Source organism: Serratia sp. H1w, assembly GCF_000633355.1.
GTDB lineage: Bacteria > Pseudomonadota > Gammaproteobacteria > Enterobacterales > Enterobacteriaceae > Chania.
Genome location: NZ_AYMQ01000031.1, coordinates 51879 through 75015 on the forward strand (window position 1 = coordinate 51879; position 23137 = coordinate 75015).

18 protein-coding genes are annotated in these 23137 nt (G+C 55.1%); 4 read left to right on the forward strand and 14 right to left on the reverse strand.

Annotated elements, in window-relative coordinates; all coding sequences use genetic code 11:
* The 5 genes from U869_RS0104975 to purL form a co-directional block, all read right to left on the reverse strand.
* Window positions 1-1623 (reverse strand): NAD+ synthase, encoded by a 1623-nt coding sequence (locus U869_RS0104975; RefSeq protein ID WP_025119827.1) that lies wholly within the window; start codon window positions 1621-1623, stop codon window positions 1-3.
* Between the two features lie 99 nt (window positions 1624-1722).
* Entirely contained in the window at window positions 1723-3063 is a 1341-nt protein-coding gene (gene glrR, locus U869_RS0104980) for a two-component system response regulator GlrR (RefSeq protein WP_025119828.1), read from the reverse strand.
* Window positions 3060-3941 carry a two-component system QseEF-associated lipoprotein QseG gene (gene qseG, locus U869_RS0104985; RefSeq protein ID WP_025119829.1) on the reverse strand — a complete coding sequence of 294 codons (882 nt, stop codon included), beginning with the start codon at window positions 3939-3941 and terminating at the stop codon, window positions 3060-3062. Before qseG ends, glrR begins: the two co-directional genes overlap by 4 nt.
* Window positions 3942-3944: 3 nt before the next feature.
* The gene (locus U869_RS0104990; RefSeq protein ID WP_025119830.1) at window positions 3945-5381 is read right to left on the reverse strand and encodes a HAMP domain-containing sensor histidine kinase; all 1437 of its coding nucleotides are present in this window, start codon (window positions 5379-5381) and stop codon (window positions 3945-3947) included.
* A 1014-nt stretch (window positions 5382-6395) separates the two neighbouring features.
* Window positions 6396-10289, reverse strand: coding sequence for a phosphoribosylformylglycinamidine synthase (gene purL / locus U869_RS0104995; RefSeq protein ID WP_198530672.1), 3894 nt, complete (start codon window positions 10287-10289; stop codon window positions 6396-6398).
* 274 nt (window positions 10290-10563) lie between these two features.
* Here purL and mltF point away from each other — a divergent pair, with 274 nt between their 5' ends.
* Window positions 10564-12021 carry a membrane-bound lytic murein transglycosylase MltF gene (gene mltF, locus U869_RS0105000; RefSeq protein WP_025119832.1) on the forward strand — a complete coding sequence of 486 codons (1458 nt, stop codon included), beginning with the start codon at window positions 10564-10566 and terminating at the stop codon, window positions 12019-12021.
* Here mltF and tadA read toward each other — a convergent pair whose 3' ends face one another.
* Window positions 12022-12528, reverse strand: coding sequence for a tRNA adenosine(34) deaminase TadA (tadA, locus tag U869_RS0105005; protein WP_025119833.1), 507 nt, complete (start codon window positions 12526-12528; stop codon window positions 12022-12024).
* Window positions 12529-12866: 338 nt separating this feature from the next.
* Between tadA and yiaY the strand changes: the two genes are divergently transcribed.
* On the forward strand, window positions 12867-14018 hold the full coding sequence (yiaY, locus tag U869_RS0105010; RefSeq protein WP_025119834.1) for an L-threonine dehydrogenase: 1152 nt from the start codon (window positions 12867-12869) through the stop codon (window positions 14016-14018).
* 39 nt (window positions 14019-14057) lie between these two features.
* Here the strand turns inward: yiaY and yfhb are convergent, their stop codons facing one another.
* Complete coding sequence (gene yfhb / locus U869_RS0105015; protein WP_025119835.1) at window positions 14058-14705, reverse strand: phosphatidylglycerophosphatase C; 648 nt, start codon at window positions 14703-14705, stop codon at window positions 14058-14060.
* 140 nt (window positions 14706-14845) lie between these two features.
* Between yfhb and U869_RS0105020 the strand changes: the two genes are divergently transcribed.
* Window positions 14846-15688 (forward strand): MurR/RpiR family transcriptional regulator, encoded by an 843-nt coding sequence (locus tag U869_RS0105020; RefSeq protein WP_025119836.1) that lies wholly within the window; start codon window positions 14846-14848, stop codon window positions 15686-15688.
* Between the two features lie 53 nt (window positions 15689-15741).
* Complete coding sequence (locus U869_RS0105025; protein ID WP_025119837.1) at window positions 15742-16002, forward strand: YfhL family 4Fe-4S dicluster ferredoxin; 261 nt, start codon at window positions 15742-15744, stop codon at window positions 16000-16002.
* A 138-nt stretch (window positions 16003-16140) separates the two neighbouring features.
* Here the strand turns inward: U869_RS0105025 and acpS are convergent, their stop codons facing one another.
* The 7 genes from acpS to lepA form a co-directional block, all read right to left on the reverse strand.
* Entirely contained in the window at window positions 16141-16521 is a 381-nt protein-coding gene (gene acpS, locus U869_RS0105030) for a holo-ACP synthase (RefSeq protein ID WP_025119838.1), read from the reverse strand.
* Window positions 16521-17252, reverse strand: a complete 732-nt coding sequence (pdxJ, locus tag U869_RS0105035) for a pyridoxine 5'-phosphate synthase (RefSeq protein WP_025119839.1) — start codon at window positions 17250-17252, stop codon at window positions 16521-16523. The genes acpS and pdxJ overlap by 1 nt, the downstream gene beginning before the upstream one ends.
* Before the next feature lie 74 nt (window positions 17253-17326).
* Window positions 17327-18058, reverse strand: a complete 732-nt coding sequence (recO, locus tag U869_RS0105040; protein WP_025119840.1) for a DNA repair protein RecO — start codon at window positions 18056-18058, stop codon at window positions 17327-17329.
* A gap of 8 nt (window positions 18059-18066) precedes the next feature.
* Window positions 18067-18975: a GTPase Era gene (era, locus tag U869_RS0105045; protein WP_025119841.1), complete on the reverse strand. Its 909-nt coding sequence runs from the start codon at window positions 18973-18975 to the stop codon at window positions 18067-18069.
* The gene (gene rnc / locus U869_RS0105050; RefSeq protein ID WP_025119842.1) at window positions 18972-19652 is read right to left on the reverse strand and encodes a ribonuclease III; all 681 of its coding nucleotides are present in this window, start codon (window positions 19650-19652) and stop codon (window positions 18972-18974) included. Before rnc ends, era begins: the two co-directional genes overlap by 4 nt.
* Window positions 19653-19979: 327 nt before the next feature.
* A complete protein-coding gene (gene lepB / locus U869_RS0105055; protein WP_025119843.1) occupies window positions 19980-20957 on the reverse strand; it encodes a signal peptidase I in 978 nt (325 codons plus the stop codon).
* A 31-nt stretch (window positions 20958-20988) separates the two neighbouring features.
* Window positions 20989-22788: a translation elongation factor 4 gene (lepA, locus tag U869_RS0105060; RefSeq protein WP_025119844.1), complete on the reverse strand. Its 1800-nt coding sequence runs from the start codon at window positions 22786-22788 to the stop codon at window positions 20989-20991.
* Window positions 22789-23137: the final 349 nt, after the last annotated feature.

Genomic DNA, 23137 nt, shown 5'->3' on the forward strand with positions numbered 1-23137 from the left:
TTACCAATTTTTACGGCCAAAGCCGGAAGTGATCGGGTAGCGGCGGTCTTTGCCAAAGTTACGGGCGGTAATGCGCGGCCCAACGGCGGCCTGACGGCGTTTGTATTCGTTGATATCAACCAGACGGATCACCTTGCGCACCACGGCTTCTTCAAAGCCTTCGGCCACCAGATCGGCCACCGATTTATCGCGCTCGACATAGCCTTCCAGAATGGCATCCAGAATGTCATACGGCGGCAGGCTGTCCTGATCGAGCTGATCCGGTGCCAGTTCGGCAGACGGTGGGCGATCGATCACCCGTTGAGGGATCACATAGGAAACGGTATTACGGTATTCGGAAAGCTTGAACACCAGGGTTTTCGGCACATCTTTCAATACGTCGAACCCACCGGCCATATCACCATACAGCGTGCAATAGCCGACAGCGACTTCGCTTTTGTTACCCGTAGTTAACACAATGCTGCCACGTTTGTTAGACAGCGCCATCAGCACTACCCCACGGCAACGGGCCTGCAGGTTTTCTTCGGTGGTATCCCGTGCGGTATCGGTAAACATCGGCGCGAGCTGGCCCATAAAGGCGTCGAACATCGGTTCAATCGAGACGATATCAAATTCGATGCCGAGGATTTCGGCCTCTTCCTTGGCATCGGCAATGCTGATATCCGCCGTGTAGCGGAACGGCATCATCAACGCCTGTACCTTGTCTTTACCCAATGCATCCACGGCAATCGCCAGAGTCAGCGCCGAGTCGATCCCACCGGAAAGGCCCAGCACCGCGCCTTTGAAACCGTTCTTGGTCACATAGTCACGTACCGCCAGCACCAGCGCCTCATACACCTGCGCCAGCTGTGGCAACTCTGCTGCCGGAGCTGTCATCGGCACCACTTCCAGGCCGTTGAACTCCACGCGCGTAACCTGCTCGGAGAAGGCCGCCAGGCGATGGGTCATATTACCCGCAGCATCAAAGACTTTTGAACAACCGTCGAAAATCAGCTCATCCTGGCCGCCGATCTGGTTGAGATACACCAGCGGCAGAGCGGTACGCTGGCAATGGCCCGCCATCAGCGTTTTACGGATATACGGCTTTTCACGGTTATACGGAGAAGCGTTAATCGACAGCAGGATCTCTGCACCCGCCGCTTTCGCCGCATCGACCGGTTCAGGGAACCACAGGTCTTCGCAAATCAGCAACCCAAGGCGGTAACCTTTCAATTCCACCACGCAGGTTTTATCGCCCGCATGGAAATAGCGCTTCTCATCGAATACGCCGTAGTTCGGTAGCTGTTGCTTGAAGTAACGCGCCTGCAAAACACCTGCGGAGAACAGGGATAACGCATTATACAGCTTGCCATCTTCACGCCACGGGTGCCCAACCAGGATCGCCACATCGGCAGACGCCTGTTGCAAACGGCTTAGCTGAGTATCGCAGCGCTGGTAGAAATCATCACGGTACAGCAGGTCTTCCGGCGGATAGCCAGACAGCGCCAGTTCGCTGAACATGACCAGATCGGCTCCCGCCTTCTGTTGCTCCTGCACGGTTTGCAACATGCGCTCGCTGTTGCCTTCAATATCGCCCACCAGCAAATTCAGCTGGGCCAACGCAATGGAAAGTGATCTGCTCATATATCTAAGGTCTGCCATGCCACAACAAAGAAAACGGAGTGTAAATCATTCCGGCTTATTTGTTGAGAACCTGCGCATGCAGGTTCAGAAAAGAAAACATCATTCTTTGAAATCGTTGGCATCCAGTTCATGACGCGACAACAATTTATAGAACTCAGTACGGTTACGGCCCGCCATTCGCGCGGCCTGGGTAACGTTACCCTTGGTGATCTGCAACAGTTTACGTAAATAGTGTAATTCAAACTGGTTGCGCGCCTCGACAAAGGTCGGCAGCGCCGTGTTCTCCCCTTCCAGTGCCTGCTCGACCAGCGCTTCGCTGATCACCGGCGCCGTGGTCAAGGCCACACACTGCTCGATCACGTTCACCAGTTGGCGCACGTTGCCAGGCCAGCTGGCGGTCATCAGGCGTTTCATGGCATCGGATGAGAAGCTGCGTACGAAAGGTTTGTGGCGCAGTGCCGATGCACGCAATAGATGATTGGCCAGCAGCGGGATATCTTCGGCCCGCTCATTGAGCGCGGGTATTTTCAGGTTAACCACGTTCAGACGATAATAGAGATCTTCACGGAACTCGTTTTTTACCATCGCCTTGGGGAGATCGCGGTGAGTAGCGGAAATGATGCGTACGTCGATATCCAGATCGCGGTTGCTGCCCAGTGGGCGAACCTTGCGTTCTTGCAGCACACGCAGCAATTTGACTTGTAGCGAGAGCGGCATATCGCCAATCTCATCCAGGAACAGCGTGCCCCCCTCTGCCGCCTGGAATAGGCCTTCGCGGCTGCTGACAGCACCGGTAAACGCGCCCTTGGCATGACCAAACAGCTCCGACTCCAGCAGTTGCTCTGGCAACGCGCCGCAGTTGATGGCAATAAAAGCCTTCTTGGCCCGTGGGCTGGCCGCATGGATCGCCTGTGCCAGCACTTCTTTGCCGGTACCGCTCTGACCGTTGATCAGCACGCTGACATCCGACTGGGCGACCATTTTCGCCTGTTCTAACAGCCGCAGCATAATCGGACTACGGGTGACAAAATCCTCACGCCAACTGTCATCACCGGCAGGCACCGATGACAGCGACAGCGCTTCATCGATTGCCTTGTACAGCGCATCGCGATCGACCGGTTTGGTCAGGAAGCTGAATACCCCCTGCTGAGTCGCCGCCACCGCATCAGGGATCGAGCCGTGCGCGGTCAGAATAATCACCGGCATCCCCGGCTGGTATTTCTGGATTTCGGCAAACAGCGCCATACCGTCCATTTCATCCATCCGCAGGTCGCTGATCACCAGGTCGATCTTTTCGCGGGCCAGCAGACGCAGGGCTTCTTGGCCGCTTTCCGCCGTGGTAACGTGAAAACCTTCGCTGGTCAGGCGCATTCCCAGCAGCTTAAGCAGGCTGGGATCGTCGTCAACCAACAAAAGATTGGCCGGTTTGCGAGCTGTCATTGCGCTGGGGACTCCTTGTTAGCCGCAGGCGGCGTGTAGGTCTCTTCCGGTTCTACCGGCAAAGCGGTGCCCGTCTCAGTCGTCGGGGCAGGCTCGGCTGGTTCAACCGCCTTGGCTGGCGCAGCAGGCTTGCCACTGGCATCTGCTTTAGGCTGGGCCGCACTGCTTTCCGGGATTTCGCTCTGCAATTGCTTGCGTGACGAGAGCTGGCGTTCAATATCGGTCAGGTTCTCCAGCTTGCGGGAGGTATCCTGCAACTGGCTCTGTAGATGGATCTGGTTCTGGCGCAGCAAGTCGATCTGGCTGTCTGAACTTTCCTGCAGGCGCTGATAACGCGCCCGCTCATCAAACAGGTTAACTTGCAATGCCTGTTGCTGACGCCACAGTTGCAGCAACGGACGCAGCGATGGCGGGAATTCCAGGCGGTAGCTGTTCAAGCGATCGATGATCTGGCGACGCTCGCTCGAGGTAGGCTCAGCGCTGCCCAGCAAAATACTTTGCTTGAACACGTTCTGCCAATTGCTGCCCGGCAGAGTCTTGGCCAATGCTCTTGCCTGCGTGGAACCAATACGATCGGCGCAATCCATCGCCCTCAGCCAATAGAGTGAGTTTTCCAAGGCTTCTTTTTCGTCAAGCTGCCATAGCGTATCGCACGGCGCAATGCGGTAATCCACCACCTTGGTGTCTGGGATCGCTTCCTGTTGCTGCTGAGCCGGGCCGCTACTAACGGCGCGATCGACACAGCCGATCAGCAGAAACGGGGCAAAAAGAATGCTGCCCAAAAAAGAAAGCGAATGTTTGCCGAGCGGTGCGCGATAAGAGACACGCGGTGAACCTTCGGTCTGCGATTGATAAGCGCGATGAGACCCTTTGTACATTATTTATTCATTCTCGGCGGTTAATGGCAATTCGATACGGAAGCAGACGTCGGCATCGGCCAGTTTGACCAATTTCAATTCGCCACGCATACGGCGAATGCAGTCTTGCGCGATGCTGAGACCCAGCCCGCTTCCTTTAACAGCCCCTTTTCGCTGGTGACTCCCCTGGAAAAAAGGCTCAAAAATCATGGTTTGTTCCGCTTCCGGGATGGCGCTGCCGGTATTGGCGACGTCAATCTGTACCCGTTGGCCGACCTGGCGGCTGCGGATCCAAATGTTACCGGATTCCTTGCCGTAGTGCACCGCATTGGAGTAGAGATTATCCAGTACACGCATTAATAGCGTAGGCTCTGCCCAGCAGATTTCCGCCTCAAGTTTGACTTCGGTGCGGATCATTTTGGCACGCGCTGGCAAACTGTGGGCGGCGACCACCATATCCACCAGTTCTTCCAGCTCGACGTTCTCATGCTCCGACGGGCCATCCGCCAGTTTGCGGTTGTAATCCAGCAACTGCTCAATCAGCAATTGCAGATGGCGGCTGCTCTGATCGAGGATCGCCACCACCTCTTTCTGATCGGAGGTGAGCGGGCCTGCCACGCCATCCGCCAACAGCTCGGTGCCTTCACGCATACTGGCCAACGGCGTTTTCAGCTCATGGGAGATGTGGCGCAAAAACTCATGGCGCTGCGATTCCAGCCAGGCCAGACGTTCGCTCAACCAGATAATGCGCTGGGCCAGGGAACGCAGTTCGCGCGGGCCTTTAAAGGACGCAGTCATACCGATCGGCCGCCCTTCCCCCAGGCGGTTAATCATACGCTCAACAGCCTTGACTGGCCCGATAATCATGCGGGTAAACAGCACCACCAACAGCACACTGACCAGGAACAGCAACAGCGCCTGCCAGCCAAAGTATTGGCCGCGCTCGGCGATGGCCTGTTGCAACTGCTGGCCACGGGAATACACCACGGTGCGAGTGGCCTGCACCATTTCGGCATTAGAACGTGAAAAAGACTCTAACAGCAGGGAAGCGTCCTTGTCCGGCCCGCTGCTCTGGCACTTGATGGTGGCAAGCTGGGTCAGCAGGGCGCGCAGCGTCTGGTAGTAGCGTTCGTCCGGCAGGATCGGCGCGTGGGCATCCAGCATCTGTGAATATTGCTTGCGCTGATTCTGGTATAAACGCTCCAGAGTGGGATCGACCAGTACGCAATACTGGCGATAGCTGCGCTCCATTTCCAGCGCGACGCTGGTCATGGCCTCACTGCGCCGGGCATCCACCAGCGTCGTGCGGTTGATATCCGCTGCCTGTGCGCTGAGATGATCCAGGCTTTGGTATGCCTGATAAGCCAATACCAACAGCGGTAACAGTACCAGCAGGAACGCCATCACGACCAATTGGCGCAACGAGCGTGGGAATAGACGCCATCTTTTCAAAGAAATCATCTCAGTATCTCTAGTCTGCCCCGATGCTAACCGACTATCCAGGGAGAGAAAAGCCCGACAGAGGATTAATGATATGCGGATAAGTAAAAACCGGCCCCTCACCCTAACCCTCTCCCACAAGGAGAGGGGACCGTACGTGCTATAATTTTGCTCCCGTACCTGACCTCAACACGGGCGCAGCATGCAGCGCCACTACGCATTACCTGAACACGGCTCCGGACAGCTCCCTCGTCCTTTGGGAGAGGGTTGGGGTGAGGGGAAAATACCGGCTGGATCGCCAAAAAGCGTTATCCCCAAAAGAGGAAACTGATAGGTTTTGAAAACGTATAGAGGAAACAACGAAGGCAATGCGGTTTTGATTTGACGCTGGGGCATGATGCCCCATCGCAAGGAATATGTGGATGCCCTTACTCCTCGTCCCCAGGTGATGTAGCGCATGGCTGGCATCTGATTGGGACGAATAGCATCCAAAAAGTATCCGGAGTTGATGAACACTTCATCACAGTTGGATACTAGGCGGTGCCTCACTCCACGTGTCGCCCGATGCTTGATAAAGTCGCTTGCGCGTCTGTTATCGGTTTGGTTGGACGATAGGCACCATTTCTTAGGCATCATTCGGAGGCTTATGAGGCGCTGTTCCGTCTAAGACGTGGCCAATCATAAAAAGGTGAATGAGCAACTGATAGACATAATGCACCATCCGTGCCAACTTTATAATTAAATTTTCAATTTACTGATTTATAACATAAATTAATTTTAAAGCAGTTTATTCCCCTTAACTAACTCGGCTGCCTATGGGCAATAATCCGCCTTACCGTCGTCAAATCACGACAACTTAATTCAAACGTTTTAACTACCATAAAAATCAACGAGTTAAATGTCACTTTTTAGAGACATGCAATATAGCGTTTGTCTCAAAACACCGACATAGACACTAACCAATTAAAAAATAAAGAAATAAAAAAGGGCACCCACAAGGTGCCCCAGTAAAATAGACATCAACTTCAGGTCAAATCACCCCAGTTGCTTGCGAGCGTTGCGGAACATGCGCACCCAAGGGCTATCCTCGCCCCACTCCTCTGGATGCCAGGAGTTACTGACGGTACGGAATACGCGTTCAGGATGCGGCATCATGACGGTGGCGCGGCCATTGCTGCTGGTCACCGCCGTAATGCCGTTCGGGGAGCCATTCGGGTTGGCAGGATAGGCTTCGGTCACCTGGCCATGATTATCGACAAAGCGCAACGCCACCAGGCCATGATGTTCCAGCGCCGCCAGATGCGCGGCATCACGCACTTCCACATGGCCTTCACCATGAGAAACCGCAATTGGCATCCGCGAGCCGGCCATACCCTGCATAAACAGCGACGGACTGCTGGCAACTTCCACCAGGCTGAAGCGCGCCTCGAAGCGATCCGACAGGTTGCGCACAAAGCGCGGCCAATGTTCCGCCCCCGGGATCAGTTCACGCAGGTTGGACATCATCTGACAACCGTTGCAAACGCCCAGCGCCAAAGTCTGTGGACGATGGAAGAAATCAGCAAACTCATCGCGTACGCGCTCGTTGAACAGAATCGATTTCGCCCAGCCTTCTCCCGCGCCCAATACGTCGCCGTAGGAGAAGCCACCACAAGCCACCAACGTGTGGAACTCTTGCAGATCGCGACGGCCAGCCAGCAGATCGCTCATGTGCACGTCAACCGCATCGAAACCGGCACGGTGGAACGCCGCCGCCATCTCAACGTGGGAGTTAACGCCTTGCTCACGCAATACCGCCACCTTAGGACGTGCGCCCTTGGCGATATATGGTGCCGCGATGTCGTCATCCGTTGCGAAGGTCAGCTTGACGTTCAGACCCGGATCGCGTTCATCCTGCTTGGCCTGATGCTCCTGATCGGCACACTCCGGGTTATCCCGCAGGCGCTGCATCTGCCAGGTGGTTTCAGCCCACCAGGTACGCAGGGTGCTGCGGCTTTCGCTGTACACCGGTTTACCAGCGCTGGTGATAACAAAACGATCGCCATTCAGCGCCTGGCCGAGATGATGTACGTTATCCGTCAGGCCATGTTGGGCAAACACTTGCTGTACGGCAGCCAACTGCGCGGCTGGCACCTGGATCACCGCCCCCAGCTCTTCGTTGAACAAGGCAGCCAAAGCGTCAGTACCCAGCGCCTGAATATCCACTTCTACGCCGCAATGGCCAGCAAACGCCATCTCGGCCAAGGTAACCAACAGGCCGCCATCGGAACGGTCGTGATAGGCCAACAGCGCCCCATCAGCAACCAGTTGCTGCATCGCGTTGAAGAAACCGGCCAGTTGCTCCACGTTGCGCACATCCGCTGGCTTGTCACCCAGTTGACGATAGACCTGGGCCAGCGCCGTTGCGCCCAAGGCATTGTGGCCATTGCCCAGATCGATCAGTAACAGTGCACTATCACCCTTATCGGTACGCAGTTGCGGCGTCACGGTGTGGCGCACATCTTCGACGCGGGCAAACGCGGTGATCACCAGCGACAGCGGTGACGTCATTTCCCGTTGTTCATTGCCTTCCTGCCAGCAGGTTTTCATCGACATGGAGTCTTTGCCCACCGGAATAGTGATACCCAATGCAGGGCAAAGTTCTTCGCCTACCGCCTTCACCGCTTCATACAAGCCGGCATCTTCCCCTGGGTGACCCGCCGCGGCCATCCAGTTGGCGGAAAGTTTCACTCGCTTGAGCGAACCAATTTCCACTGCTGCCAGGTTGGTCAGCGCTTCTCCAACCGCCAGGCGGCCAGAGGCGGCAAAGTCCAGCAAGGCGACGGGAGCACGCTCACCAATCGACATAGCTTCGGCATAATAGCTGTCCAGGCTGGCGGTGGTGACCGCACAGTCGGCAACCGGGATTTGCCACGGGCCAACCATCTGATCGCGTGCAACCATGCCGGTGACGGTACGGTCACCAATGGTGATCAGGAAGGTTTTCTCCGCTACAGCTGGCAGATGCAGCACACGCTTGACCGCATCGGCAATGGTGATACCGGCACGCTGCAACACTTCGCCACTTGCCTGTTGACGTTTCACGTCGCGAGTCATTTTTGGCGTTTTGCCCAGCAGCACTTCCAGCGGCATGTCGATCGGCTGATTGTCAAAGTGACGATCGTTAAGCGTCAAATGCAGCTCTTCCGTCGCTTCGCCAATCACCGCAAAAGGGGCGCGCTCACGGCGGCAGATCTCTTCAAAGGTCGCCATCTGCTCAGGCGCTACCGCCATCACATAGCGCTCTTGGGATTCGTTACACCAGACTTCCAGCGGGCTCATGCCCGGCTCGTCGTTCAGAATGTCACGCAATTCGAAACGGCCACCACGGCCACCATCACTAACCAGTTCTGGCATCGCGTTCGACAGGCCACCCGCTCCCACATCGTGAATAAACAGGATCGGGTTGCTCTCGCCCATCTGCCAGCAGCGGTCGATGACTTCCTGACAGCGGCGTTCCATTTCCGGGTTATCACGCTGTACCGAAGCAAAATCGAGATCGGCGTCAGACTGGCCAGAAGCCATTGATGAAGCAGCCCCGCCGCCCAAACCGATGTTCATCGCTGGGCCACCAAGCACCACCAGCTTGGCACCTACGGTGATTTCACCTTTTTGCACGTGGTCGGCGCGGATATTACCCAGGCCACCAGCCAACATGATCGGCTTATGGTAGCCACGCAGCTCAACGCCGTTATGGCTGTTGACGCGTTCTTCATAGGTGCGGAAGTAACCGACCAGCGCCGGACGACCAAATTCGTTGTTGAACGCCGCGCCACCCAATGGGCCTTCGGTCATGATATCCAGCGCGGTGACGATGCGATCCGGTTTGCCAAAATCCTGCTCCCAAGGCTGTTCAAAGCCCGGAATACGCAGGTTGGAAACCGAGAATCCGACCAGGCCGGCTTTCGGCTTCGCGCCTCGACCCGTGGCACCTTCGTCGCGGATCTCACCGCCAGACCCCGTCGCCGCACCTGGCCAAGGCGAGATCGCCGTTGGATGGTTGTGCGTTTCCACCTTCATCAGGATATGTGCCTCTTCCTGATGATAGTCATACAGACCGCTTTGCGGCTCGGCAAAGAAACGCCCAACCTGTGAGCCCTCCATCACCGCTGCGTTGTCTTTATAAGCAGAAAGGACGTAGTCCGGCGTCTGCTCAAAGGTGTTTTTGATCATTTTGAACAGCGACTTCGGCTGCTGTTCGCCGTCGATGATCCAGTCGGCATTGAAAATCTTGTGGCGGCAATGTTCGGAGTTGGCCTGAGCGAACATATACAGCTCAATATCCGTTGGGTTGCGCCCCAACTCGCTAAAGGCAGCCAGCAGGTAGTCGATCTCATCCTGTGCCAGCGCCAGCCCAAGTTTGGTGTTGGCCTGTTCCAGCGCGCTGCGGCCCTGCGCCAGGATATCTACCGTCTGATACGGGGCAGGTTGATGATGAGAGAACAGTTTTTCTGCCTGTTGCAGCTCGCTGAACACCGTTTCCATCATGCGATCGTGCAGCAGGGTGGCAAGCTGTTGCCACTGGACTTCGGTCAGCGTCGACGCAGTGACATAAAATGCCAGGCCACGCTCAAGACGGATCACCTGCGTCAGACCACAGTTATGGGCGATATCGGTGGCTTTGGAAGACCAAGGCGAAATGGTACCCGGACGCGGCGTGACCAACAGCAGGCGGCCTTGCGGAGCATGTTCAGCGAGAGAAGGGCCGTATTTGAGCAACCGTTGCAGCTTGGCCTGCTCTTCGGCGCTTAACGGTGCGCTGACATCGGCAAAGTGAACGTACTCGGCATAGATATCGCCGATCGGGAGTTGGGCATCCTGGCAGCGGGACAGTAGTTTGGTAATACGAAAAGCCGACAAAGCGGGCGAACCACGCAGTATTTCCATAATCAAAGTTCTCTCGTCTTCGAAGCAACTGGGTTCAGCACTTCATTGGGCGCAACAGGGGAAAACGCGCGCCATTATAGAGAATCCGCGCCGCCGACGAAACCGTTTGCGTAGCTATTATTGATAAAAGCTTTTTCGGCAGCCGGATCTTCATAACGTATCAATAAAGTTGCGCGCTGGCGTAATGTTGCGCAAAATGCCCCGGCACTGGTGATTTAACCATGAAAAAAACCTTATTGCGGTCAACATAAAGTGTGCATCTATTTGAGATAACTATTTGAAACGCCTAAAAGTAAATTACATTCTGATCGGTGTTGTGGCCTTGCTGCTGGCGCTTGCCCTGTGGCCCAATATCGCCTGGCGTGCTGGGGAAGGAGGCCAACTCGAGGCGATCAAATCGCGGGGCGAACTGCGTGTCAGCACGTTAAATTCACCGCTAACCTATTTCACGACTCCGCAGGGGCCGAGTGGCCTTGACTACGAATTGGCCAAAAGCTTTGCCAACTACCTGGGGGTCAAGCTGGTGGTGATCCCGCACCAGAATATCAACGACCTGTTTGACGATCTGGATGATGACAATGCCGATCTGCTCGCCGCCGGGTTGATCTACAACTCGGATCGCCTCAGCCGTGCCAGCACCGGCCCGGCGTATTATTCCGTTTCCCAACAGTTGGTTTACCGGCTGGGCACCACGCGGCCAAAAACCTTTGCCGATATCAAAGGCAAACTGGCTGTGGCCTCCGGCTCGGCGCACGTCAGCACGCTAAAGCAGCTCAAGCAAAGCAAATACCCCGACCTCAGTTGGGAAGCGTCAAGCGATCAGACCTCTAAAGAGCTGCTGGAGCAGGTGGCCGATGGCAAGCTGGATTACACCATTGGGGATTCCGTCACCATTGCTCTGTTACAGCGTATCCATCCACAACTGGCCGTCGCGTTTGACATTACCGATGAAGAGCCGGTGACCTGGTACCTGAAGCGCAGCAACGACGATAGCCTGTACGCAGCGCTGCTGGATTTTTATAGCCAGAGAGTAGAAGACGGTACGCTAGCGCGGTTGGAGGAGAAATATCTGGGGCACGTGGGCAGTTTTGACTACGTCGATACCAAGACTTTCCTGTCCGCCATCGACTCGGTGTTGCCCACTTTCCGCTCGCTGTTTGAAAAGTACGCCAGCGAGATTGACTGGAAGCTGCTGGCCGCCATTGCCTACCAGGAATCCCACTGGAACCCGCAGGCCACCTCCCCTACCGGCGTCCGTGGGCTGATGATGCTGACCAGGGCCACTGCCGATGGCCTGGGCGTCACCGACAGGCTCGATCCGGAACAGAGTATTCAAGGCGGGGCGCTGTATCTGCAACGTCTGATGGATAAGGTGCCAGACACGGTGCCGGAAGATGAGCGGATCTGGTTCGCACTGGCCGCCTATAACATGGGCTGGGGCCATATGCTGGACGCACGTAAACTCACCAAAAACCAGCAAGGCAATCCCGATAGTTGGGTCGATGTGAAACAGCGCCTGCCGATGCTTAGCCAGAAGCGCTACTACCCGTCACTCACCTATGGCTATGCCCGTGGCCGCGAAGCTTATAACTACGTGGAGAACATCCGTCGTTATCAGGTCAGCCTGGTGGGTTATCTGTTGGAAAAAGAGAAGAAGGCGGCAGAGGCGATGAAACAGGCCGAACTGGCGCAAGGCTATCCGGCCGTCGAGGCCAAGCTGGCGCTTGCCCAGTGATTATTGCGGGTCTTTGCCAGCCCGCTGTGCCAACTTCAGTGCTTTTTTCTGATCGCGCCGCATACGGAAAAAGTTGCTGAGGGTAGCGGCGCACTCTTCAGCCAATACCCCCGACACGATCTCTACCTGATGATTCATACCCGGATGGCGCAGAATATCCACCAGCGAACCGACCGCCCCGGTTTTTTCATCGGCCGCGCCGTAAACCAAACGACGGATGCGGCTATGCACCATGGCCCCGGCACACATTACGCAAGGCTCCAGGGTGACATACAGCGTGGCATTCAGCAGGCGGTAATTCTGTAATACCGCCCCCCCCTGCCGCAGCGCCATGATTTCAGCATGGGCAGTGGGATCGTGGCGGCCAATCGGTCGGTTCCAACCTTCGCCAATCACCTGATTGTCCAGCACCAGCAGCGCACCGACCGGCACCTCACCTTCTTCCTGCGCACGCAGAGCCAGGCTTAACGCCTGACGCATCCAATACTCGTCATTATATTCATTCACCACATCAATCCTCGTGCGCATCGCGGCGGGCATTATACACAGTAGCTCCTTTTGCCGCAGCCACTCGGCCATGTTGCTGCAAATAAGCTTGAAAAACCGATAACCGACCATGACTGTCGGCCGCTTAAAACTCCACCAACAAACCCATAACATCACTATTAGTGATGATTAAATTTTACTCACTCCTTATGATTTCAGAAAAATGTTATAAATCGCTGTAAAATCAAGCTGTAAAATTAAGCAAATTTTTCCTAGCTAAATTGTGATAGATCATATTCCCTTAAGCATTAGCGCAGTAAGGTTTACCTCACGCGAAAAGCCTTTATAAGGAGTAGGTTATGGCTGCCTCAACATTCTTTATCCCTTCCATCAACATGATTGGTTCCGGTTGCCTGGAAGACGCGGCAAAAACCATGCAAGAGCATGGTCTGCGTCACGCCCTGATCGTAACCGACAAGGTTCTGAACGGCATTGGCGTCGTGGCTCAGGTACAAGCCCTGTTAGCGGCACAGAACATTGAAAGCTGCGTCTATGACGGCACGCATCCCAACCCGACCACGGAAAACGTGAAGCAGGGTCTGGCACTGTTGCGCGAACATCACTGCGACTGTGTCGTCTCTCTGGGCGGTGGTTCACCGCATGACTGTGCGAAAGGGATTGCTCTGGTTGCCGCCAACGGCGGGGAAATCAAAGACTATGAAGGGGTGGATCGCTCCGCCAAGCCGCAACTGCCGGTAGTCGCCATCAACACTACCGCAGGCACCGCTTCGGAAATGACGCGTTTTTGTATCATTACCGACGAAGCGCGCCACATCAAAATGGCCATTGTCGATAAGCACGTTACCCCGATCCTGTCGGTCAACGATCCTCATCTGATGGCCGGTATGCCAAAAGGCCTGACCGCCGCCACCGGTATGGATGCCCTGACCCACGCTATCGAAGCCTATGTCTCCAGCGCCGCCAACCCAATCACCGATGCCTGTGCGCTGAAAGCCGCCACCATGATTGCCGAGTCGTTACGCGATGCGGTCAACGATGGGCAAAACATGCAGGCGCGTGAGAACATGGCCTATGCCCAGTTCCTGGCCGGTATGGCCTTTAATAACGCTTCATTGGGTTACGTGCATGCGATGGCACACCAGTTGGGTGGCTTCTACAACCTGCCGCATGGCGTCTGTAACGCCGTGCTGCTGCCGCACGTGCAGGAGTTCAATACTCAGGTTGCCGCAGGCCGTCTGAAAGATATTGCCGCTGCGATGGGGGTAAATGTTGCTGGCCTTAACGATGAGCAAGGCGCTGCCGCTTGTATCGCCGCCATTCGTCAACTGGCGAAGGATGTGGGCATACCTGCCGGTTTACGCGATCTGCAGGTCAAGGAAGAAGACTTTGCAACGTTAGCGACTAACGCCCTGAACGATGCCTGTGGATTCACCAATCCAATCCAGGCCAGCCATGAGCAGATCGTGGCGATCTTTAAAGCGGCGATGTAACCGCCTGCAGGCTCCCTCTTTGTTGGAGGGAGCCGCTACTTAATCCAACTGTTGTAACTCGCCTTCTTTACCCACCCGCCAGCGATGCTCGCAAAAATAGAGCAAGGGGTTATCCTGCTTGCTGTCGCTGTAGCCACTAAACAGTTTCAATGGCACACCAAGACGCTGCTCCAGCTGCACCACCTTTTGCACGCCAAGACAGCGCATGGGCAATACCCATCCCCCGTTGCGACGCTCAATGCGGCTACCGACCAGCCGTACCCGTGGCAAGAACGCCGAGTCCCGATAAACCTGCTCCACCAGCCGCTCCGGCGAACCGGTGATCAGCCAGACCTGAGCATCCTGGGCATCCAGATATTGGCGCAGACGCATCTGCACCACCGGAAACGCGGTAACCTTACGGCGAAAATAGTCGACAAATTTCGCCTCCAGCGCTTTCAGCCGGGCCTCCGAACGGCCAAAGGTCATTGCCCACAATAGCAGGCTCATGGGCCAACGCGTCGCGCGCCCACCGATCAACATGCCCAATCCGATAATGGGCAACAGCGGTACGACCAGCACCAGGTTCAGCGGCAGATGTCGTAGCAAATAGCGCAGGAAACTGCCAAACATGTCTTCCTGGTGCAAAGTGCCGTCCAGATCGAAAAACACTACGCGCTGGGCCTGTGCAACCGGTTTGTCAGTCAAGCGTTACTCCTCAGGATCGTTGATCCATATTAAGCGGCGTCCGGTGATACACCACCACCTTACCCGATCTCACAAAATTATCACTGCGCGTTTTGCCCACTGGCGTGGCAGAATGCTGGCTGGCTCAAAGGAAAACACTTATGAGTACCCTTCTTCGCATTCGTCAGATATACCCTACGCTGGCGCAAAACGATCGCAAGCTGGCAAACTTCCTGCTGAACAACGCTGAGCAGGTCAGCCACCTCAGTTCACCAAAGCTGGCTCAGTTGGCCGGTGTCAGCCAATCAAGCGTCGTCAAATTCTCCCAGAAGCTTGGATATAAGGGCTTCCCAGCGCTAAAACAAGCGTTGGGAGAGACACTGGCCCAGCCACAGGTGGAGCCAGTGGTAACCGTGCATAACCAAATCCTGAGCAGCGATCCGCTCAAGGCCGTCGGTGAGAAGCTGCTGGTGGAAAAGCAGGCTGCATTGCGAGCCACGCTGGATATCAACAGCGAACAACGACTGCATACCGCCCTGGAGATGATACGTACAGCACGGCGGGTGATCTTGGTTGGCATTGGTGCTTCCGGGCTGGTGGCCAAAGATTTTGCCTTCAAGCTGATGAAAATTGGGGTGATGGCGGTGGCGGAGGCAGATATGTACGTTCAGTTGGCCACCATACAGGCGATGAGCAAAGAAGACCTGCTGCTGGCAATTTCATTTAGTGGTGAGCGGCGTGAGATCAACCTGGCCGCCGAAGAAGCACGCATTGCCGGGGCCAGAGTGTTGGCGCTGACCAGCTTCTCTCCCAACGGCTTGCAACAGCGCGCCGATCACAGCCTGTATACGATTGCGGAAGAACCCAATATCCACAGCACCGCGATCTCTTCCAGCACGGCGCAGTTCGCCCTGACCGATCTGCTGTTTATGGCGTTGATCCAACACGATCTTGCTCGCGATCGCCTCCGCCGGAGCGAACAGTTAGTGAAAAAGATGGTGTAAGGCGTATAATCTGCGCTCCGCAAAATGCCCCTGTAAATAATGAGAGAGTTGCCATGGCCCTGCTAATCACACGCAAATGTATCAACTGCGATATGTGCGAGCCGGAATGCCCGAACCAGGCGATTTCGATGGGGGATGAGATTTACCAGATCGATGCCAATCGCTGCACTGAATGCGTGGGGCATTACGAAACCCCAACCTGCCAGCAGGTGTGCCCGATCGATAACACCATCATTACCGATCCGCAGCACACAGAAAACCAGGAACAGCTGTGGGACAAGTTTGTCGTGCTACATCACGCCGATAGCCTGTAACGCCACTAACCCTCTCCCACAGGATGAGGGGAATGAATGTGCTACATAATTAACGGGCGCAGCATGCGGCGCCCCTACGCAGATACCTGACTCCAGTACTGTGCCAGCCCCCTCTTCATATTGGAGAGAGGGGAAATGTCACCCTTCGATAATCACCGTGGCACAGGCATAGCGACGCTCATCGGCGAGAGAAACGTGGATCGACGTCACCCCCATCTCCTGCGCCAGTTCAGCGGCGCGTCCATGCAGGCGGATATTAGGTTTCCCCAGCCCATCATTGAACACTTCGAACTGATTGAACGCCAGGCCGTTGCGAATACCGGTGCCGAACGCCTTGGCGGCAGCCTCTTTAACCGCAAAGCGTTTCGCCAGGAAGCGTACCGGCTGCTGATGTTGCTGATACACTTCCCATTCCGCCGAGCTCAACACCCGACGAGCCAGACGGTCGCCACTGCGTTCCACCACCGCTTCGATGCGTGCCATCTCTACGATGTCAGTCCCCAAGCCCAGTACCGCCATTAGCGACGCGCTTCCCGCATCAGCAGTTTCATATCCGCCACCGCAGCCGGTAAGCCGTTCATCACCGCCTGGCCGATAATGGCATGGCCGATGTTCAGCTCATGCATCTCTGGCAGCGCAGCGATCGGCTGCACATTATGATAGGTCAAACCGTGGCCCGCATTCACCTTCAGACCTTTACTGGCCGCGTAGGTTGCCGCTTTGGCAATGCGCTTGAGTTCGGTTTGAATGGCCAGATCGCCCTGCGCTTCAGCATAGGCACCGGTGTGGATCTCGATATAAGGTGCACCGACGGCTACCGCCGCGTCGATCTGGCGATGATCGGCATCGATAAACAACGAAACCAAAATCCCCGCCTGTGCCAGACGTTCAACCGCCACCGCCATTTTGTCCTGCTGCCCGGCCACGTCCAGCCCGCCTTCGGTGGTCACTTCCTGACGCTTTTCCGGCACCAGGCAACAGAAGTGGGGTTTCAGCTCAATGGCGATATCCAGCATTTCATCGGTCACGGCCATTTCCAGATTCATCCGTGTCTGGATGGTTTGACGCAGGATACGCACGTCGCGGTCGGTGATATGACGGCGATCTTCACGCAGGTGAACGGTGATACCATCGGCCCCCGCCTGCTCGGCAATAAATGCCGCCTGCACCGGATCCGGGTAGTTGGTTCCACGCGCGTTACGTAACGTGGCAATATGATCGATATTGACGCCCAACAGTAAATCAGCCATGACAACCCTCTACTCAAACATTTTCAGTAGCAGCAGTTTACACGGGCTGGCAAAACGGCAAAAGCAGAAACCGCTTAGGCTTCGTCGACGGGGGTATCGGGTTGTTTGCGTACGAACTGGCGAAACAGCTCGCGGCTCTTGATCGGCTTACCGCCGAGATAGGGTTTTAGCGCCATGCGAGTGAAGCGCTTGGCTGCGCGCAGAGTGTCTGCATCAGGGAATTGGCGTTCATCCAGTGCACGGAGTTCACGGCCGGTAAAACTGTAGTGATCTACCACCAGGCTGGCGATAAAGCCTTTCTCCTCGCGATAGCGATAGGTCATGCCATCATCCACCGGTTCACCGCTGCCAGCACAATGGAGGAAATCCAAGCCGTAACCCAGATGCCCCAACAGCGCCAACTCAAACTGCCGTAAAGCATGTTCCGGGGAACTGTCTTCCGCAGCTAATGCCTGCAAGCATTGCAGATAATCGAAGAACAGAACCGAATAGTTGCCTTCCTGCTCCAGCACCCGTGACAACAACTCATTCACGTAAAGGCCGCTGTAAAGCATCATGCCACTGAGTGGTAAACCGAGGGAAACCGCTTCAGCGCCGCGCAGCGTTTTAACTTCACCACGACCGCCCCAGCGTACTAACAGAGGAGTAAAGGGTTGCAAGCAACCCTTTAGATTGGAACGGCGACTACGCGCGCCTTTCGCCAGCAAGCGCACCCGCCCATGGCCTTCCGTGAACAGATCCAGCATCAGGCTGGTTTCACTAAAGGGCCGTCCATGCAGGACGAAAGCGCGCTCCCAACCATCCATAGGTGGTATTATTTCAGGTCGTCGGTATAGCCCAGGCTTCGCAGCGCACGTTCATCGTCCGCCCAGCCCGATTTCACTTTCACCCACAGTTCCAGATGCACTTTAGCTTCAAACATCTGTTCCATGTCTTGGCGGGCTTCAGTACCAATGGTCTTGATCTTCGACCCTTTGTTGCCGATCACCATCTTCTTCTGGCCTTCACGCTCAACCAGGATCAGACCATGTATGTTATAGCCGCCGCGCTCGTTCGGTACAAACTGTTCGATCTCGACCGTCACCGAGTAAGGCAGTTCCTCACCCAGGAAACGCATCAGCTTTTCACGGATGATTTCCGACGCCATAAAGCGCTGGGAACGGTCGGTGATGTAATCGTCCGGGAAGTGGTGTTCCGCTTCCGGCAACACTTTGCGTGCGATAGCCGCGATAGTATCCACGTTCATGCCTTTTTCGGCAGAGATCGGCACCACATCGAGGAAATTCATCTGCTGGCTGAGGAACGCAATGTGCGGCAACAGCTTGGATTTGTCGGTAACGTTATCCACTTTGTTGATCGCCAACAGTACCGGGCATTTCAGGCTGCGCAGCTTGTTGACCACCATTTCATCATCGGCAGTCCAGTTCGTGCCTTCCACTACAAAGATCACCAACTCGACGTCGCCGATTGAGCTGCTGGCAGCTCGGTTCATCAAACGGTTGATGGCGCGCTTTTCTTCGATATGCAGACCCGGGGTGTCGACGTAAATGGCCTGATAAGCGCCATCGGTATCAATACCCATAATGCGGTGACGGGTCGTCTGTGGTTTACGCGAGGTGATGGAGACTTTTTGCCCCAGCAGTTGGTTCAGCAACGTGGATTTGCCCACGTTGGGACGACCTACGATCGCAATAAAACCGCAGTATTGTTTCTCTTCGCTCATTCAAGCTCCAGCTTTTTCAGCGCTTGTTCCGCTGCCGCCTGTTCGGCTTTACGGCGGCTTGAACCGGTGCCCACCACGGGCTCGCTCAAACCACTCACCTGACAGTGGATAGTAAACTCCTGATCGTGCGCCTCACCGCGAACTTGCACCACCAGATATGAAGGCAATGGCAGATGGCGACCTTGTAAAAACTCCTGCAAGCGGGTTTTCGGGTCTTTCTGCTTATCACCGGGGCTGATTTCGTCCAACCGGCTACGATACCAGTCCAAAATCAGGCGCTCGACGTTTTGAATATCGCTATCCAGGAACACACCGCCAATCAGTGCCTCCACCGTATCCGCCAGGATCGACTCGCGGCGGAATCCACCACTTTTCAGCTCGCCCGGCCCAAGGCGCAAACACTCGCCCAGATCGAACTCGCGGGCCATCTCAGCCAACGTATTGCCTCGCACCAGCGTGGCACGCATGCGGCTCATATCTCCCTCGTCTACGCGAGGAAAACGCTGGTAGAGCGCATTGGCGATGACAAAACTAAGGATCGAATCACCCAGAAACTCGAGACGTTCATTATGTTTACTGCTGGCGCTACGGTGAGTTAACGCTTGCAGTAAGAGCTCCTGCTGTTGAAAAGTGTAGCCCAGCTTCCGCTGCAGCCTGTTTATTACGATGGGGTTCATGAGTTACCAATAGATCAAGAATGCGTCAAAAACTTGCAGCATACGGAACAGGCCTGCTTTGCCAAAAGCCAATCCAAAGCTGTTTCGTTTGCAGTGGCGCCATAAGGGGCCAACTTTTTATCGCTCGAGGGGCTATTCTACAACGAGTGGAAATATAATGCTGCGTTTTTCCCGTCGTCTTTCAAGCTGCAGCGTTGTTACCTGCACTATCTCACCCCAGTCACTTACCCAAAAGTAAGCTCCTGGGGATGAGATAGCTTGTTGCCTAGCTGCAGCTCGAAATCCATAGGGAACTTCGCCATATAAACTGCAGTTTGCAAAATACTATTAGTGAATACCACCAATACGGCTCAATCTGACGCCCGTTGGCCATTCACCTTCCTGCTTTTCAAAACTCATCCAGATCGCCGTGGCTTTACCTACCAGATTCTTCTCAGGTACGAAACCCCAATAACGGCTGTCGGCGCTGTTATCGCGGTTATCACCCATCATGAAGTAATGGCCTGCTGGCACTACCCACTCGGCCAACTGCTGGCCTGCCTGCTGATAGTAAGCACCGACCTGATCTTGTGCGCCCGGCACGGTCAGAATACGGTGAGTCACGTTACCCAGAGTTTCCTTACGTTCAGCCAGACGAACACCACCCTGTGGTACGTTTTCGTCCAATGGCATCTGGAAGAAGCCATTGCTGGTCTCGCCCATACCGCTGCGGGTAAACATCTGGACAAAATCGCTCGGTTGCATATCGCTGTAAGTGACTGCCAATGCAGTATCGCACGCTTGGCCGCTATTACAGTTTTCTTGCACCGTTACACGCTTATTCACCGGATCATAGGTCACGCGATCGCCCGGCAGGCCAATCACGCGTTTGATATAATCCAGTTTGGTGTCGCGTGGATATTTAAATACCGCAATATCGCCGCGCTTGGGATGACCGGTTTCAATTAGCGTAGTCTGGGTGATCGGATCCTTTATGCCGTAGGCAAATTTTTCCACCAGAATGAAGTCACCAATCAACAGCGTCGGCATCATCGAGCCTGAAGGGATCTGGAACGGCTCGTAAATAAACGAACGCACCACAAACACCAACAGCAATACCGGGAACACCGAAGCCCCGGTTTCAACCCAACCCGGCTGCCTGGCCACTTTCGCCAAGGCGGCTTCGTCGACCGTACCGGTCGCCTGTGCATTGACCGCCGCGATTTTCGCCCGACGTGCCGGCGCCCATTTAAAGCGCTCAAAGCACCAGATGATCCCGGTTACCAATGTGGCTAATGCCAGGATCAAGGCAAACATATTCGCCATGCAAACTCCCTAGTTACACGAGCTTTCGCTCTTACTTACCGTCTTTACCCACGTGCAGAATGGCCAGGAATGCTTCCTGCGGCAACTCAACGTTACCCACCTGCTTCATGCGTTTTTTACCGTCTTTCTGCTTCTGCAACAGTTTCTTCTTACGGCTGACGTCGCCGCCGTAGCACTTGGCCAAGACGTTTTTACGCAGCTGTTTTACCGTTGAACGCGCGATAATATGCGTGCCGATCGCCGCCTGGATCGCAATGTCGAATTGCTGGCGTGGGATCAGTTCTTTCATTTTCTCGACCAGATCACGGCCACGATACTGTGCGTTATCACGGTGAGTGATCAGCGCCAGTGCATCGACACGTTCGTTGTTGATCAACACGTCAACACGCACCATGTCCGAGGTCTGGAAACGCTTGAAGTTATAATCCAGCGACGCATAACCGCGCGAGGTGGATTTCAGACGGTCAAAGAAGTCTAGCACCACTTCGGCCATCGGGATTTCGTAAGTCAGCGCCACCTGGTTACCGTGGTAAACCATGTTGGTCTGTACGCCACGCTTCTCGATACACAGCGTGATCACGTTGCCCAGATATTCCTGTGGCATCAGCATGTGACACTCGGCAATCGGCTCACGCAGTTCAGCGATGTTATTCAACGGCGGCAGCTTGGATGGGCTGTCGACGTAGATGGTTTCGTTGCCGGTGGTTTCGACTTCGTACACTACCGTTGGTGCCGTAGTGATCAGCTCCAGATCGTATTCACGCTCCAGACGCTCCTGAATGATCTCCATGTGCAGCAGACCCAGGAAGCCACAGCGGAAGCCGAAGCCCAACGCGGTAGAGCTTTCTGGCTCATAGAACAGGGAGGCGTCGTTCAGGCTCAGCTTGCCCAGCGCATCGCGGAAGGCTTCATAGTCGTCGGAACTGATCGGGAACAGACCAGCATACACCTGTGGCTTCACTTTTTTGAAGCCTGGCAGCATTTTGTCTGCTGGCTGACGAGCCAACGTCAAGGTATCGCCCACTGGCGCACCGAGGATATCTTTAATCGCGCAGACCAACCAACCCACTTCGCCGCAGTTCAGCACATCGCGATCGACACGTTTCGGGGTGAAAATCCCCAGACGGTCGGCGTTATAGGTTTGGCCGGTACTCATGACCTTAACTTTATCGCCTTTACGCAGGGTACCGTTTTTCACCCGGATCAGGGAGACAACGCCGAGGTAGTTATCAAACCAGGAGTCGATGATCAGCGCTTGCAACGGTGCATCACCATCGCCTTCTGGCGGTGGGATATCACGCACCAGACGTTCCAGCACTTCTGGCACGCCAACGCCGGTTTTAGCCGAGCAGCGCACCGCATCCGTGGCATCAATACCCACGATATCTTCGATTTCCTGTGCGGCGCGATCCGGATCGGCAGCTGGCAGGTCAATCTTGTTCAACACCGGCACCACTTCCAGATCCATGTCCAGCGCGGTATAGCAGTTGGCCAGGGTCTGAGCTTCTACGCCCTGCCCGGCATCCACCACCAGCAATGCGCCTTCACAGGCGGCCAGTGAGCGGGAAACCTCATAGGAGAAGTCAACGTGCCCAGGGGTGTCGATAAAGTTGAGGTGGTAAACCTGACCATCAAGGGCTTTATAATCGAGCGTCACGCTCTGCGCTTTGATGGTAATACCACGTTCGCGTTCCAGATCCATCGAATCCAGCACCTGTGCGGCCATTTCACGTTCGGTCAGGCCGCCGCAGATTTGGATAATACGGTCAGACAGCGTCGACTTGCCGTGGTCAATGTGGGCAATGATAGAAAAATTTCTTATGTGTTTCATTTAATTAGTTTTTCTGCCTTGGTATTTCTGAATTACTCGCCTATGGAACCCGCATGGACATAAAGCGACGGTGAATGGGTCGGCTATTTTTCGCCTGAATCGCAGCATTCTACATGCCACAACCCTGAAAACCTAGCGATCGGTGCAGTGAAGCTATTCGATTATACGTAGTTTAGTGTTGCAGAGCGTCGCAGTTGATGAAAGCAGATATTAACGCGGCCTAAGCCCGATAAAAATTGTGGATTAATAGCGCCAACCATCTTGCCCAGGTCACATTTACCCGCTGGTAATACATATTGCGCGATTACGCAATAAACCCAATCTTAATTATCTGATAAATAATATTTTT